The sequence below is a fragment of the uncultured Cetobacterium sp. genome (assembly GCF_945952365.1).
Classification (GTDB): Bacteria; Fusobacteriota; Fusobacteriia; order Fusobacteriales; family Fusobacteriaceae; genus Cetobacterium_A.
Window position 1 is genome coordinate 54423 of sequence record NZ_CAMFHX010000007.1, and the last position, 15956, is coordinate 70378.

General features: G+C 32.4%; 15 protein-coding genes. 4 read left to right on the top strand and 11 right to left on the bottom strand.

Going from position 1 to position 15956, the window contains the following annotated elements:
* Positions 1 to 8: 8 nt before the first annotated feature.
* From Q0O83_RS03685 to Q0O83_RS03730, 10 genes are read right to left on the bottom strand one after another with little or no spacing between them, the layout of a single operon-like run.
* Positions 9 to 533: an FUSC family protein gene (locus tag Q0O83_RS03685; protein ID WP_294094269.1), complete on the bottom strand. Its 525-nt coding sequence runs from the start codon at positions 531 to 533 to the stop codon at positions 9 to 11.
* A gap of 2 nt (positions 534 to 535) precedes the next feature.
* Entirely contained in the window at positions 536 to 2140 is a 1605-nt protein-coding gene (locus Q0O83_RS03690) for an FAD-dependent oxidoreductase (protein WP_294094271.1), read from the bottom strand.
* Between the two features lie 18 nt (positions 2141 to 2158).
* Positions 2159 to 2839: a 4Fe-4S dicluster domain-containing protein gene (locus Q0O83_RS03695; protein ID WP_047381517.1), complete on the bottom strand. Its 681-nt coding sequence runs from the start codon at positions 2837 to 2839 to the stop codon at positions 2159 to 2161.
* A 24-nt stretch (positions 2840 to 2863) separates the two neighbouring features.
* Complete coding sequence (locus tag Q0O83_RS03700; RefSeq protein WP_294094273.1) at positions 2864 to 3703, bottom strand: FAD/NAD(P)-binding protein; 840 nt, start codon at positions 3701 to 3703, stop codon at positions 2864 to 2866.
* Entirely contained in the window at positions 3703 to 4737 is a 1035-nt protein-coding gene (locus Q0O83_RS03705; protein ID WP_294094274.1) for a 4Fe-4S dicluster domain-containing protein, read from the bottom strand. The genes Q0O83_RS03700 and Q0O83_RS03705 overlap by 1 nt, the downstream gene beginning before the upstream one ends.
* Positions 4737 to 5531, bottom strand: coding sequence for a 4Fe-4S dicluster domain-containing protein (locus Q0O83_RS03710; RefSeq protein WP_294094275.1), 795 nt, complete (start codon positions 5529 to 5531; stop codon positions 4737 to 4739). The genes Q0O83_RS03705 and Q0O83_RS03710 overlap by 1 nt, the downstream gene beginning before the upstream one ends.
* Positions 5519 to 5968 (bottom strand): hydrogenase iron-sulfur subunit, encoded by a 450-nt coding sequence (locus Q0O83_RS03715; RefSeq protein ID WP_047381523.1) that lies wholly within the window; start codon positions 5966 to 5968, stop codon positions 5519 to 5521. The genes Q0O83_RS03710 and Q0O83_RS03715 overlap by 13 nt, the downstream gene beginning before the upstream one ends.
* Positions 5959 to 7941, bottom strand: coding sequence for a CoB--CoM heterodisulfide reductase iron-sulfur subunit A family protein (locus Q0O83_RS03720; protein ID WP_294094277.1), 1983 nt, complete (start codon positions 7939 to 7941; stop codon positions 5959 to 5961). Before Q0O83_RS03720 ends, Q0O83_RS03715 begins: the two co-directional genes overlap by 10 nt.
* A 26-nt stretch (positions 7942 to 7967) precedes the next feature.
* Positions 7968 to 8378, bottom strand: coding sequence for a 4Fe-4S dicluster domain-containing protein (locus Q0O83_RS03725; protein ID WP_052193900.1), 411 nt, complete (start codon positions 8376 to 8378; stop codon positions 7968 to 7970).
* On the bottom strand, positions 8378 to 9166 hold the full coding sequence (locus Q0O83_RS03730; protein WP_294094279.1) for a CoB--CoM heterodisulfide reductase iron-sulfur subunit B family protein: 789 nt from the start codon (positions 9164 to 9166) through the stop codon (positions 8378 to 8380). The genes Q0O83_RS03725 and Q0O83_RS03730 overlap by 1 nt, the downstream gene beginning before the upstream one ends.
* Positions 9167 to 9514: 348 nt before the next feature.
* Here Q0O83_RS03730 and dcuC point away from each other — a divergent pair, with 348 nt between their 5' ends.
* The 4 genes from dcuC (at position 9515) to Q0O83_RS03750 (ending at position 13685) form a co-directional block, all read left to right on the top strand.
* On the top strand, positions 9515 to 10879 hold the full coding sequence (gene dcuC / locus Q0O83_RS03735) for a C4-dicarboxylate transporter DcuC (protein WP_294094281.1): 1365 nt from the start codon (positions 9515 to 9517) through the stop codon (positions 10877 to 10879).
* 22 nt (positions 10880 to 10901) lie between these two features.
* Positions 10902 to 11996 carry a M20 family metallopeptidase gene (locus Q0O83_RS03740; RefSeq protein ID WP_294094283.1) on the top strand — a complete coding sequence of 365 codons (1095 nt, stop codon included), beginning with the start codon at positions 10902 to 10904 and terminating at the stop codon, positions 11994 to 11996.
* 106 nt (positions 11997 to 12102) lie between these two features.
* Positions 12103 to 12729, top strand: coding sequence for an MBL fold metallo-hydrolase (locus Q0O83_RS03745; RefSeq protein ID WP_294094284.1), 627 nt, complete (start codon positions 12103 to 12105; stop codon positions 12727 to 12729).
* Positions 12730 to 12740: 11 nt separating this feature from the next.
* Positions 12741 to 13685, top strand: a complete 945-nt coding sequence (locus Q0O83_RS03750; protein WP_294094286.1) for an NAD(P)/FAD-dependent oxidoreductase — start codon at positions 12741 to 12743, stop codon at positions 13683 to 13685.
* Positions 13686 to 13741: 56 nt separating this feature from the next.
* Here Q0O83_RS03750 and Q0O83_RS03755 read toward each other — a convergent pair whose 3' ends face one another.
* Positions 13742 to 15853, bottom strand: a complete 2112-nt coding sequence (locus Q0O83_RS03755) for a glutamine synthetase III (RefSeq protein WP_294094288.1) — start codon at positions 15851 to 15853, stop codon at positions 13742 to 13744.
* Positions 15854 to 15956 lie beyond the last annotated feature (103 nt).

The following is a 15956-nucleotide window of genomic DNA, read 5'->3' on the forward strand; positions in this document are numbered from 1 at the left end:
AGTAGGATTTACATCCTACTTTTTTTATACCTATCTTTATATCTCTCTAAATACTTGTACTCTCCATTTAATATCCAGTTACAAGTTAAAGCTATTATAACTCCAACTATTGTTGTTAAAATTCTTTTCCCAGCCCAAAAGTAAGGATCACGCCCCTCCATATTTGTTGCTATTCCTAAGAAAACAATACAAGCTATTGTATTAGACGATGGTTTCTTTAATACATAAGTACATCCAAATATAATTATAACCATCGAAAGAGCCATAATAATGCTTCCTTTAAAGTCACTTGCTTCTGTAGTTATAAAATAGATGGCTAATAGTCCCATTAGCCCTCCAAACATTGTTCCAATTACTCTTTCTATACCTACTTTTACAGAATCTTTAACAGTTCCTTGCAAGCAAGATACTGCTGCTATAGCAGCATAAAATGGATTTGCATTCAATAAAACTTTTAGTAAAAAAACACACCAGAAAACTGAAACAGATATTCTCAAACTCTTATTTAAGGTTTCATCGTATTCTTTTCCCATGTCTACTTCCCTCTATGTGTATAATGAGGTAATAACATCGGTGATGCCTTAGCCTCTTCTAAATTTTCAGATTTCAACATCTCATGGTATGAATTCACATGACTTAATGTTAACTCTTTTAATTCTATACTCTTAGAAACTTCTCCTGCAGATGCTCCAGCTCTTCTTCCAAATACGATTATATCTAAAAGTGAGTTACCCATAAGTCTATTTCTACCATGAATTCCTCCTGCTGCTTCTCCCGCTACATAAAGATTTTCAATCTCTGTTGATCCATCCTCTTTAATTAATAACCCTCCATTTTGATAATGTAAAGTTGGATAGATTAAAATTGGTTCTTTTCTCATATCGATTCCAAACTTCTGATACATTCTCATCATTGCAGGAACTCTTTTCTCTATAGTTCCAGGTCCATTTAAAATCTCTATTAATGGTGTATCTAACCAAACACCTTTTACTCCATTTGGAGCTTCTATTCCTTTTCCAACTTTGTTACACTCTCTAATGATAGCTGATGCTTCAACATCTCTTGTTTCTAAATGATATACAAACTGTTCTCCATCAATATTTAAAGGTGTAGCTCCTAAACTACGAACTTTCTCTGTTACTAGTGCCCCAAATATTTGTGCTGGGAATGCAACTCCTGTTGGATGATACTGAATTGTATCAGCAAATGCTAATCTAGCTCCAGCTCTATAACCTAAAACTAATCCATCAGCTGTTGCTCCATAGTGATTCGATGTTGGGAATCCTTGATAATGAAGTCTTCCTGCTCCACCTGTTGCTAAGATAACTGTTTTAGCTTTTGCCACATGGTACTCTTCAGTTTCTATATTGTATAAAACTGCTCCTGCAACTTTTCCATCTGTATCTAAAATTAGTTCTACTGCTGGTGAGAACTCTAACACTTCAATCTCTTTGTTTTGAACCTCATCTCTAAGAACACGCATTATTTCAGCTCCAGAATAATCTGCTGCTGCATGCATTCTTTTTCTTGATGTTCCTCCACCATGAGTTGTAACCATAGTTCCATCAATCTCTTTATCAAACATAACTCCTAAATCATCTAACCATTTTATAGCTAAAGGAGCATCTTTTACTAAAGCTGCTGCTAACTCTGGAACATTTGAATAGTGACCTCCACCCATAACGTCTAAATAGTGCTTTGCTGGTGAATCATCAGGTTTATCTGCTGCTTGAATTCCACCCTCTGCCATCATCGTATTAGCATCACCAAAACGTAATTTTGTTGTGATTATTACTTTTGCTCCAGCTTTGTGTGCTTCTAAGGCAGCAGCAGCTCCAGCTCCTCCCCCTCCTATGATTAAAACATCAGCTTCATAATCAACTTTATTTAAATCTATCTCTATATTTTCTAATCTACTTTTTCCATGAAGTAAAGCTCCTAACTCGTTAGGTACTTTCTCTCCTTTATTTTTTCCTACTTTTATTTGAATAAATCCAGATTCTATATAATCCGGATGATTCTCTCTTAAAACCTCTGTTTTCTCATCCGCTGTCATTCTTGGGTAATCCCCTTGAGCTATTCTTTCAGCACGTGTCGCTTCAACTTTTTTTATTAGCTCCCTCATCTCTGGTGTATACATAACCACTCCTCCAACTCTCTATTTTGTTATGTCTCTATTATTATATAGATCTTTTAATTCTGATATATCCTTTTTCATTAACTCTTCTAAAGCTAAATTATGCTCTCCAGCTTCAATCTCTTTTACTCTATCATTTAAGTGAGTTGTTTCAGCTGCAATATATTTTCCTGTCAATCTACGAGCTAGCAGTCCTACATTATAGTGAGTTATTCCAGCTGGACATCTTGTTGCACAAATTCCACAAGATACACAATCAAATGATGCGTGAGCACACTTCTCTAACTCTCCTCTTTGAGCGTATCCAATATACTGCATTACCTCTAAGCTTTGAGAGCATCCTTTTGTACAAGAGTTACATCCTATACACTTATATATCTCTGGGTAATATTTCGCTATCGAATCTGCTGTTGCATCTAACTCATTTATATCATAACTTCCCTTATCCCCTGGGAAAAATGGAATCTGAGTTAAGTACATATCATCTTCAACCTTACTTTGGCAAGCTAAAACAACTTTCATCTCTTTGTTTCCCTTTACTCTATAAACAGTTGCACATGCTCCACAGAATCCTGATCTACATCCACACCCTCTTTTCAGTTGGTATCCAGCATACTCCATAGATTCCATTATTGTTAATGTATTAGGAACAGAGTATCTCTTACCTAATATATATATATCTACCATTTTTTTATCTGTCACTTTTTTATTCCTCCTAGCAAAGTATTAATATTCATCTGGAAGTTCTGTTATCTCGTCACATCTGAATACAGGTCCATCTTTACAAACATATTTATCCCCTATATTGCAACGACCACATTTTCCAAAACCACACTTCATTTTTAACTCTAAAGTTGTATAAACCTGCTCTTTTTTAAAGCCAATCTCTTCCAATCCTTGAAGAACATATTTAATCATAATTGGTGGTCCACAAACTAGAGCAACTTTGTTTGTATCAAATCCAAGTTCTTTTATATAACTAGGTACAAACCCAACATGACCATTCCAGTTTTCAGCTTCTCTATCTACTGTTAAATGTACATCTGTATCTTTTGAATTAGGCCAAACTTCAAATATATCTTTTGGATGAACTAAATCTTCTGGAGTCCTTGCTCCGTAAACTATATCAACTTTTCCAAACTCATCTCTTTTATCCATAACATAGTTTATAACCGATCTTAAAGGAGCTAATCCGATTCCTCCACCAATAAATAAAAGGTCCTTTCCTTTTAAAAGTTCTACTGGGAAATTATTTCCATAAGGTCCTCTTATTCCTATTTCATCTCCAGCTTCTAATGTATGTAAGTAGTCTGTTACTACTCCACATTTTTTTATACTACACTCTATGTATCCCTCTTCCGTTGGTGATGAAGTTATTGAAAATATAGCTTCTCCCAATGGAGGAACAGATATCATAGCACATTGTCCTGGCATAAATTCAAATGGTGCTTTACCATCCTCTGATACTATTCTAAATGTTGTTACATCTGGAGTATCTCTTCTTACAAACTCTAACTTTGCTAACTGTGGAACCAAAGGATCCTTCTCATGACATGTACAAGCCATTATTTATTCACCACCAATTTTTTTATTACTTTCACTATATCTAAATGTACAGGACATTTCTCTATACATCTTCCACATCCAACACATGAGTATACCCCATCATGATTAGCTGGATAATAAACTAACTTATGCATAAATCTTTGTCTTACTCTTTGCATCTGAGTTGTTCTAGGATTTCCATGAGCCATCAGTGTAAAATCTGAATACATACACGAATCCCAACATCTAAATCTCTCTCCACCATTATTTCCAGCATAATCTTTTACATCATAACAATGGCAAGTTGGACAAACATAAGTACAAGACCCACAAGCTAAACATCTTCTTGCTAAATCTTTCCAAACTTTTTCATTTTCAAATACCTCTTTTAAATCTCCAATTTTATCAATTTCTAAATTATTTAAAGTATTTTCTGCAGATATTTTTGTAATTCTCTCTTTTGCTTCATTATATAAAATTTCATCTTCTAATTTTACATCTACTAAAATATCTTTAAGTAACTCAGTTAATCTCTTACCATTTTCACTAACTTCATTCCAATAATAGAAATCCCCACAATCAACTAGGGCTACATCTGTAGATTTTAAAACTCCTGCTGGCTCTACTCCAAAAACTTCGCAAAAACAACTACTTTCGATGTTGTTACAAGCTAAAGATATAACAATACCTCTATCTCTATGAGCCTTATAATAAGTATCTACTGGTTCTCTTAAAAATATATTATCTAAAATTTCTAATGATTTTATATCACAAGGTCTTGCTCCAAAAATTACATATCTATCCTCTGATACACTTTCAACATTGAATTTTATCTTTTTATTCTCTGTTTTAAATTTCAAATAAGTTTCACTTTGAGGAAATACAAAGTTTTTTAAAGGAACTGCTGTTTTTAAAGTTTTTAAATCTATCTCTCCATCTTCATGAAAATTTTTAAACTTTAAAGTTCCTTTATCCATTTTAGGAAGGAATAGATTATACTCTTCATCTATTTTTTTCCAAAGATTATCTAAATTATTTTTAAATAATTTTTTCATTACTTCCCTCCTTTTTTATCTGAAAAACTATCTTTATCCTCTATATCAAAGTTTGAAAGACTATCCTCTTCAGCTCCATAAAGCTCCTCTAAATCTTTTATAATCTTTCTATTTATTTTTCCTAAAGGAATTCCTACAGGACAAATTCTTTCACACTCTCCACAATCCGAGCAACGCCCAGCTACGTGATAAGCTCTTATAATCTGATAGAACCCTGTTTCACTTTCATTGTTTGCTTTTCCTAAAACGTCCTCATCTTTATTTTCAAAAACACAAGTTTCACAGTTACAAGCAGGACAGATATTTCTACAAGCATTACATCTAATACACTTTGATAACTCTCCCATCCAATACTCATATCTCTCATCGTAACTCATATTTTCAATCTCTTTTACTTCAGCATATTTATCTAAATTTTCATCTAAACAAGTTTCACACTTTTTAAATATCTCTCCTGTAACAAAATCTTTCATTCCATCACAGATGATTTCATAAACTATTACATTTTCTTTTGATAATCTATTATCTATTATAATTTGATCAAAACCTTTTCTATCACATTTTTTTAAGAAAACTCCTACTTTTTTTCCACCATGAGTCTCTTCTATTAAATATTTTGCTAAATTATTTACACAATATTCATCAAAAATCAGTGTATCTAGTTCTGCCTCTTCATCTATAAATGCTGGTATTGACTCTATTGAATCATCCTCTTTTTTCCATCCAATTATCATATCAATTTTTTTTGATATAAAATCCTCTTTTGCTTTTAATATCATCTCTATCTTTCCCATCTCGTATCCCTCAACTTTCTATTAGGTCCTAGTGTATGAACTTTTTCTAAAATATCATTCATAACTGTAGAAAACTTATTTGCTTCAGCTGCTGATATCCAATCAACTTTAAAACGTTCTTTCTCTATTCCCATAAATTGTAAAAGATTTGTAAATACCGAGAAACGTCTTCTTGTATAATAGTTTCCTGTAGAGTAATGACAATCCCCTGGATGACATCCTGCCATTACAACTCCATCTGCTCCTTTTTGAAATGCACGAAGTACAAAGTTAGGATTAACTCTACATGAGCAAGGAACACGAATTATCTTTACATTTGCAGGATAATTTAGTCTACTTGTTCCCGCTAAGTCCGCTCCTGCATAACTACACCAGTTACAACAAAATGCAACTATTAATGGTTTGAACTCTTCGTTTTTATTTATCTCTAAAGACATATTGCGTCTACCTCCGCCATTATCTGTTTATTCGTAAATCCTTTTAAATCTATAGCTCCTGGACGGCAAGAAACAGTACATCCTCCACATCCTTGACAAAGTGCCTCATTTACTTCAGCAACCTCTTTTCTAATAACTTTTCCATGATCATATACATCTACCATTTTTATTTTTATAGCATCATATGGACACATCTTAGAACAAGCTTTACATCCACTACACATATTTTTATTTACACTTGAAACACAAGCATTATTAGTTAACTCTTTCTTACTTAGAAGAATTATTGTTTTTGCTGCTGCTGCACTCGCTTGAGCTACTGTTTCTGGAATATCTTTTGGACCTTGACAAGCTCCTGCTAAATATATTCCTGCTGAAGCAGTTTCAACTGGTTTTAATTTTGGATGGGCTTCTGTAAAGAAATTATTTAAATCACTACTGATATTTAGTTTTCTTTTCAATGCTACTGCATCTGGCTTAGCTACTGTTGCCGATGATAGAACTACCATATCCGCATCTATCTCTAATGGAACCCCTGCTAGAGAATCAACAGCTTGAACCATAAGTTTTTCTCCTTCTGGAATAACCTTTCCAACCATTCCTTTTATGTAGTGAACTCCATATTCTTCTACTGCTCTTCTATGGAACTCATCAAAGTTTTTTCCTGGTGTACGAACATCTATATAGAATACATAAACTTCTGTATCAGGATATTTATCTTTTATCAGCATTGCATGTTTTGCTGTATACATACAACAGATCTTTGAACAGTAAGATTTTCCTCTCTCACTTGTATCTCTTGATCCCACACATTGTACAAAAACAACTTTCTTAGGTCTTTCTCCATTTGATGGTTTCACAAACTTTCCTTTTGTTGGCCCTGCTGCATTTGTCAATCTTTCAAACTCTAACCCTGTTATTACATCTGGATGCTCATACGCATACTCTCCAAAGTTATCTAATTTTATAAGATCAAATCCTGTTGCTAAAACTATAGCTCCATAATTTTGATTTACAATCTCTTCCTCTTGGTCAAACTTTACAGCTTTTGTTCCACACACAATTGAACAAACTCCACACTTTCCTGTTTTAAACTTTAAGCATTGCTCTTTATCTATAACTGGAACCTTTGGAACTGATTGAGCAAAAGGAGTATATATTGCTGTTCTCGTCGCCAATCCCTCTTCAAATTCACTTCTTCCTTTTTTCGACGGACATTTCTCTATACAAACTCCACATCCTGTACACTTATCCATATCTACATATCTTGGCTTCTTTTTAATTGCAACATTAAAGTTTCCAACAAATCCATTTACACTTTCAATCTCACTATAAGTATACAAAGTTATATTTGGATGAGCTGCTGCATCAACCATTTTAGGTGTTAATATACAAGCTGAACAATCTAACGTTGGGAATGTTTTATCTATTTGAGCCATTTTTCCACCAATACTTGGTGTTTGCTCAACTATATCGACTAAGTATCCTGCATCAGCTATATCTAATGCTGCTTGAATACCTGCAATTCCCCCTCCTACAACTAGAGCTCTTTTTTCAACTGCAGTTGTTCCAGCTACTAACTCTTCATTTAATGTCGCTTTAGCTATTGCTGCTTTTGTTAAAGATATCGCTTTTTCTGTTCCAACCTCTTTATCTTTATGAACCCAAGAACAATGTTCTCTTATATTTGCTATTTCAACTAAATACGGATTTAATCCCGCTGTTTCAGCTGCTTTTCTAAATGTTGCCTCATGCATTCTAGGTGAACACGACGCTACAACAATTCTATCTAAATTTTTCTCTTTTATTGCATCTTTTAAATAGTTTTGCCCTACCTCTGAGCACATATATTGGTAATCTACTGAATGTACAACTCCTGGCATATCTTTTACTGCATCTCTTACTTTTTCTACATCTACAGTACCAGCAATGTTACTTCCACACCAACAAACAAACACCCCTACTCTACGCACTGATTTTCCTCCCTTAATTAAAAAAATTACTTAGTATATTTACGGAATCCACTTACTACTGCTTGTTGTGGCATTTTTCTATCTTGCATTATTTTTGCTACAAACTCAGGAGTTAATCTATCCTCTCCTTGCTTTCTAACAACTGTTTGTCTAACTGCTTCCATTAATTTTGAAACACTTACATTTCTAGGACATCTCGATTCACAAGTAAAACAAGCTGCACAGTTCCAAATAGATTTAGATTCCCTTAACTTCTCTACATCTCCAATTTGTAAAAATCTTATAACTTGGTGAGGTAAAACATCCATTCCTGCATTTGCTGGACATCCCGCAGAACACTTTCCACACTGCATACAGTCATCTATTTTTTCTTTACTTAACTCAAGTACTTTTTCTACTTCTGAGTTTCTTTTAGGATTTATTTTTCCTTTAAACATTACTCCTCCTCTGCTTTAATTTCTAAAGCTTCTGCTAATAACTCAGTAAAATATGTAACTTTTATCTTAGAACTTTTCTCCTCTAAGTTATATTTACAAAGAGGGCAAGCTGTTATAATTTCCTCTATTCCATTTAACTCTGCTGATTTTAGAATTTTTTCACTCATATTCTCAGCTAGTTCTTTATTATTTACAGATAAATACCCACCACAGCACTCTGTTCTATAAGGATATTTTATCGCCTTTGCACCTAAAGCCTCTATAAAATCTTCCATTATTTTTGGATTTTCAGGATTATCAAAAGCCATCTCTTTTTGTGGTCTCAACAATAAACAACCATAATAAGCTCCAATTTTTCTTTCATTTAAAGGATTTGTCACCTTTTTCTTCAACTCTTCAAAAGTAACATCATTTTTTAACATCTCTAAATAATGAACAACTTCCGTTTCTCCAGCATACTCATTCTCAACCTCTAAGTATAAATTTGCTTTTTTTCTAACATTTGGTTTTGTTCTCATATCGTTATTAACTCTTTTTATAACATTGTGACAAGCTGAACAAAGAGTCAAAAGTTTTTCTCCTTTATCTCTTGCTGAAATTAAGCTTCTAACTGATGAAAGTTTATGTGCTACCTCTCCGTCACTCTGAGGATATACCCCACCACAGCATTGCCAATTTTCAATCTCTTCCATTGAAATTCCTAGCTTTTCAGCTGCATCTAAAGCATAATTCTCTAAATCTTTTGCTTTAGTTTTTAAGGTACAACCTGGATAGTAACTATACTTCATTTTATTCCTCCATTTTAAAAGTATTTTTTCAAAAATTACTGTTCTGAAAACTAGACTATTATCTCACTAAAAGAACACTTTTTACTTAAAGTATAATATTACACTAGTATTCACGTCAACTGTTTTTTTTATTTTTTTTAGTTTTTATGAAAACTTAACCAAAACTCGAGTAATAAACGGTTAATAGTTACCATTAATAAAATATATTTTTCATTTGTTGACAGTAGTGATCAAACTATGTATAATTAGTGAAAAATGTTCTTAAATAATTTTATAAACACTATTTTTATACAGTTTTTATTTTTATTTCAGAATATAAAATTAAATTTCTAAGGAGGAAACTACTCAATGATTTTTTTCATCACACTTTTTATTATCTTTTTTGTTGGTTTTTTTATAGTTAAAAAATATTATCCTCAAGGAGTCCTATTTGTGGGAGGATTTCTTTTACTTTGTACCGCAATTTTATTCAACGGTACACCTATGTTAAGTGAAAAAGCTTCTCTTGGTTCTAATTTTTTAGATATTTTCCAATATTTAAAAGATACTTTCTCTAAAACAACAGCTGGCTTAGGTTTAACTATTATGGTTGTTGGAGGATTTGCCAAGTATATGGATCATATTGGAGCTAGTAAGGCACTTGTTAAAATTACAACAAAGCCTATGAAAAAGCTTAACTCTCCATATCTTGTTTTAGCTTTAACTTACATACTTGGACAAATCTTAAATATCTTTATTCCAAGTGCTTCTGGTTTAGGAGTTTTACTTATGGTAACTGTATATCCTATTTTAGTTTCTCTTGGCGCTAGCCCACTTTCAGCAACCGCTGTTATTGGAACAACTGCTTGCTTAGATTTAGGACCTGCATCTGGAAACTCAGTTCTTGCAGCTAAAACAGCAAATATTGATGCAGCTCTTTACTTTGTAAAATATCAACTACCTGTTTCTATTTTTGTTATCGCTGCTATAGCTTTAACACACTATTTTGTTCAAAAGATTGGAGATAAAAATCTCTCTTACAATGAAAATGAAATAAAAAAAGAAACAGCTAAAGCTGATGATTCAAAAGAAGCACCTGGATTCTATGCATTATTTCCTATTATTCCTTTAGTTATAATCTTAGGATTTAGCTCCCTTTTCAAAAGTAGTATAAAAATGAATGTTGAAGTTGCAATGCTTTTAAGTATAACTATTAGTATGATTGTTGAAGGAGTAAGAAGACGTACTTTTAAAAATACAATCACTGATTTAAAAATAGTTTTTAATTCGATGGGATCACAGTTTTCTGCTGTTATAACTCTTATTGTTGCAGGACAATTCTTCGCTTATGGACTTACTAAAGTTGGAGTTATCGATAGTATTATCGAATGGACAAAACATGCAGGTCTTGGAGTTCAACCTATGATTCTTGTTATGACTGGAGTTATCTCTGCTTCGTCTGTTATTATGGGATCTGGAAATGCTCCATTCTTCGCTTTTGCTGCTCTTGCTCCTACTGTTGCAGCGTCTGTAAATATAGATCCTGTTGTTATTGCTATGCCTATGCAACTTGCATCTGGAATCGCTAGAAGTGTTTCTCCTATAACTGCCGTTATTGTTGCTGTTTGTGGTATCTCTGGTGTTTCACCTTTCCTAGTTGTAAGAAGAACTTTCTTACCTATGCTTGTTGGTTTAGTTGTTTTATTAGTTTCAAATATGATTTTATTTGGATAACTTATATTAAATGGGGGATTATATGGATTTAAATAACTATTTAAAAAATTTAGAAACTTTAGTTAACGTAGATTGTGGAAGCAATACACCTGATGGACTTAAATTTGTAACAAAGTTTTTCGAAGAGCTTTATAGTGATTGGATTGTTGAGTATCACGAGTTAAATAAAAATAATCCTGTTCTTGTTATAAAAAATAGAGATGTCGAAAATTTTGATTTTCTTTTCATTGGACACAATGACACTGTTTTCCCTGAGGGAACTGTAGCTAAAAGACCATTTAAAATAGATGGAGATATTGCTACTGGACCTGGTGTTTATGATATGAAGTCAGGATTACTTTCTATGTATGAAGTTGCCAAAGAGTTTAAAGATTCAAAATTAAATATCTGTATTATTATAAATACGGATGAAGAGATTAGTTCTTTAATCTCTAGAGATTTAATTACTGAAATGGGTAAAAAAACAAAATATGCGTTAGTTTTTGAACCAGCTAGAAAAAATGGTAATATGGTTTCAGAAAGAAAAGGTTTAGTTAAATATGAGATTACTTTCAAAGGCAAAGCGGCTCATGCTGGAATCGCACCACAAAACGGAATCAATGCTATCATAGAAGCCTCAAGATGGGTTTTAGAAATTTCAAAACTCCAAAATTTAGAGCTTGGAAACTCTATAAACGTTGGAGTTATTAGTGGTGGCTTTGGAGTTAATACTGTTCCTGATAAAGCTGTTATAAAATTTGAAGGTCGTTCTCATGATATAAAACATTTTGAGAATATTATTAAAACCTTAGATACTTTAAAATCAACTCCTTATGTGAACGGAATTGAAATCGAAGTAAAAGAGATTGGTTATAGACCTCCTCTTGTTTTAAATAATCTTTCAAAAATTCTTTTAGAGAAATTTGATTCTGCTAAAGCAGAATTAGGAATTGAGGCGGAATGGGAAAAAACTGGGGGTGGATCTGATGCTAATTTCTTAGGAATTCTTGGAGTTGGAGTTTTAGATGGAATTGGTCCAATCGGTGGAAACTCTCACGAGGAATCTGAGTATCTTGTTATCTCATCAATTGAAGATCGTATCGAAATGATAAAAAAAGTACTAAGAACATTTTTATAAATTTAGAGAGGATTTTCCTCTCTTTTTTAATAAAAAAGATTTTCATAGAAAAAAATACTAAAATAATGTATAATTAGGAAAAAGAATATATTTGGAGGTAATTTTAATGAAAATTAAAGCCTTTCCTTTAGGAAGCTATATGACAAACTGTTATTTAGTTTGGAATGATAAAAATGAGGCTTCTCTTTTTGATTGTAGCGATACTAGATTAGCAGGGATTGTTTCTTTTATAAAAGAGCATAATTTAACTTTAAAAAATGTTATTTTAACTCATGGTCACGGAGACCATATCGGTGGAATAAATGAAATTAAAAATATTTTTCCTGAGGTACAACTTTTCATAGGAAAAGAGGAAGAAAAATTCCTAACAGACGCTTCTTTAAATCTATCTTATGCTATACAAGGGTTTGACTTTATATATACAGGTGATTTTACTCCTTTACAAGAGGGAGATTCTATTTTTGGATTTGAAGTTATTGATACTCCTGGTCATACAATTGGTTCGAAATGTTTTTATAACAAAGAAGCTAATTTTATGATCTCTGGCGACACACTATTCAGAAGAAGCTACGGTAGATATGATCTACCAACTGGAAATCTATCACAACTACAAAGAAGTTTAAAAAAGATTTGTGAGAACTATCCAGAAGATACTATAGTGTATAGTGCCCATACTGAACCTACACTTTTAGGAGAGGAAAGAAGAGTATTAAAATCCCAAGGAATGTTTTAGGAGGACTTAATATGGAAAATAAAATTTATGACGTTGTTATTATTGGAGCTGGACCTGCAGGTTTAACATCTGCACTTTATGCTGGAAGATCAAATTTATCGGTATTAGTTATTGAAAAACCAACTGTTGGAAGCCTTCTTATGGCTCACAAAATTGAAAACTACCCAGGAATTCAAGGATCACCTACTGGTAAAGATATCTACAATTTAATGAAAGAACAAACTTTAAAATTTAATGTAGAATTTGTTGACGCCACATTTTTAGGTTTTGATTTACTTGGTGAAAATAAAATAGTTAAAACTGATAAAGATAATTTTGCAGCTAAGACTATTATTATTGCAAGTGGTTGGGCGAAAAATGGTGCTAAAAAATTACCTGGTGAGGAGCAATACTTAGGTAAAGGAGTTTCTTACTGTGCTACTTGCGATGGTGCTTTCACTAGAAATATGAGTGTTTCACTTTTTGGAAAGGGCAAAGAGATTGCTGAAGAAGCATTATTCTTAACAAAATACTCTAAAGAGATTCATATGTTTTTAACTGAGGATTCTGATGAATCAGAGGACAAATCACTTATGGAAACTTTAAAAGCAAACGAAAAAATCAAAATGTATTACTCTTCTAAACTTTTAGAAATAAAAGGTGAAGAGTTTGTAGAAGAGGTTATCGCTGAAGTAGCTGGAGAAAAAATCAATTGTAAAACTCAGTTTGCTTTCTTATACTTAGGTACTAAATCATTGAAAGAGTTATACGGAGAAATTGCACCTCTAGATGAAAGCGGATATCTTATAACAGATGAAGCTATGCATACTTCTATCGAAGGTATATTTGCTGCTGGAGATGTTAGATCAAAAATGATTAGACAAGTAACTACAGCAACTTCTGATGGAACAATTGCAGCGCTTGAAGCCATAAAATTTGTACTTAAAAAACAAAATTTAAGAGCTCAGTATAGTTAAAAAGTTATAAATGTATATAAAAAAGTCAGAGCCTCAAAACTCTGACTTTTTTTTACTTATAATCTAAATAACATATCCTCATAAGTTGGAACTGGCCAAACCTTCTTTTCAACTTGATGCTCTAAAAGATCTACTATATCTCTTAGGCAACTTAAAAGAGGAATAATCTCTTTATTTAAATATTCAACTTTCTCGTATAACCCTTCAATCTCATTAGCTACAACTAATTGTGATTCTAGCTGTGCTAAATAATCTTTTAGACGATTCTTACCAGCTAATAGCTTAACTAAATGAGCTTTATCAGCAGATAAGTACTCATCATCTCCTAAAACTTCTCTTAAGGCAATAATACTATTTGATATCTTTCCAGCATATTCCATTAAAGCTGGATATATCTCATTTCTAGCAATTCTAACCATCGAGCTTCCCTCAATATTCACTTGCTTTATATAACGCTCACAATAAACTGAATATCTAGCATCTAACTCTTCAGGAGATAAAACTTTAGCATTTTTAAACAGTTCAATTATATTTTCTTGCTTATATACTTTCAATCCTTCTAAAGTATTTCTTAAGTTTTTTAATCCTCTTTTTTCAGCTTCAACTTTCCAGCTTTCATCATAACCATTTCCATTGAAAACAATTCTTTTATGCTTCTCATATCTATCTTTAATTAATTCAATTATATCTTTCTTTAAATTTTTTGGATCTTTAGTTTCCAATAAATCAGCATACTCTTTTATAATTGTTCCAATTATTGTATTTATAATAAATGTAGGTGTTGATGCTGATGCACTCGACCCTGGCATTCTAAACTCAAATTTATTTCCTGTAAATGCAAATGGAGAAGTTCTATTTCTATCTGAGATATCTTTCGGTATTTTTGTAAAGTTTTTAACACCAAACTCCATACTTTCTTTAACATCACTTGTTGGAACTATCTCTCCTATATTCTTTAAAATCTCATCTAACTCATCTCCAATGAAAACAGATATTATTGCTGGTGGAGCTTCATGCCCTCCTAATCTGTGATCATTTCCTGGTGTTGCACAAGATGCTCTTAAAACATCAGCATATCTATCAATACCTTCTAATACTGCTGTTAAAAATACTAAGAACTGAAGATTATTTTTTGATAAAGAAGATGGATCTAATAGGTTCTCACCTAAATTTGTTGCTAATGACCAGTTACAATGTTTTCCTGATCCGTTTACACCTTTAAATGGCTTTTCGTGTAATAAAGCACTTAAATTGTGTCTATCTGCAACTTTCTTAATTATATCCATTGTCAATTGATTTTGATCTACTGCTACATTTGCTGTTGCAAACATAAGTGCTATCTCAAACTGGTTTGGAGCTACCTCATTATGCTTTGTTTTAGCCATAATTCCTATTTTCCATAGCTCTGCGTCTATTTCATTCATTACTTTTTCAACTTTTTCTTTAATACTTCCATAGTAGTGATCATTTAACTCTTGACCTTTTGGAGGTAACGAACCAAATATTGTTCTACCAGAAAGCATTAAATCTTGACGCTTTTCCCAGAAATTCTTCTCTATTAAAAAATACTCTTGCTCTAACCCTAATGTATTCGTAATTGAAGTTACAGTTGATTTAGGATCTAAAATTCTTTTTAATCTTAATGTTTGTTCTGATATAAAATCAATCGATCTTAGTAACGGAACTTTTTTATCTAATGCCATTTGATTATATCCTATGAATGCCGTTGGAATATATAATGATTTAGATAATCCCTCTCCTCTTAAGAACATTGGCGATTTACAATCCCATGCAGTATATCCTCTAGCTTCAAAAGTTGACCTTACTCCTCCATTTGGGAATGATGATGTATCAGCTTCTCCTTTTATAAGCTCTTTTCCTGAGAACTGTGAAACACAGCTACCGTCTGAAGACATAGAAATAAATGAATCATGCTTTTCAGCTGTTAACTCTGTTAGTGGTTGGAACCAGTGTGTAAAATGTGTTGCTCCATTTTCAGTAGCCCAATTTTTAACTGCATTAGCTATAGAGTCTGCAAGTTCAATAGACAACTCTTTTTCTCCGTTTTGAACTTTCTTAAACTCTTTAAAATACGATTCTGGTATTCTACTTTTCAACTTTTCCTCTGTAAAGCAGAATTGACCAAAAATTTCTAGCATGTTGTTCATAAATCCTCCTCTATTTCGTTCTACATTGTCGAACGTTGTTCTTTAATAAAAAATTGTTATATTTACAATATACTATTTTTATATTCTTGTCAATCAAAAAATA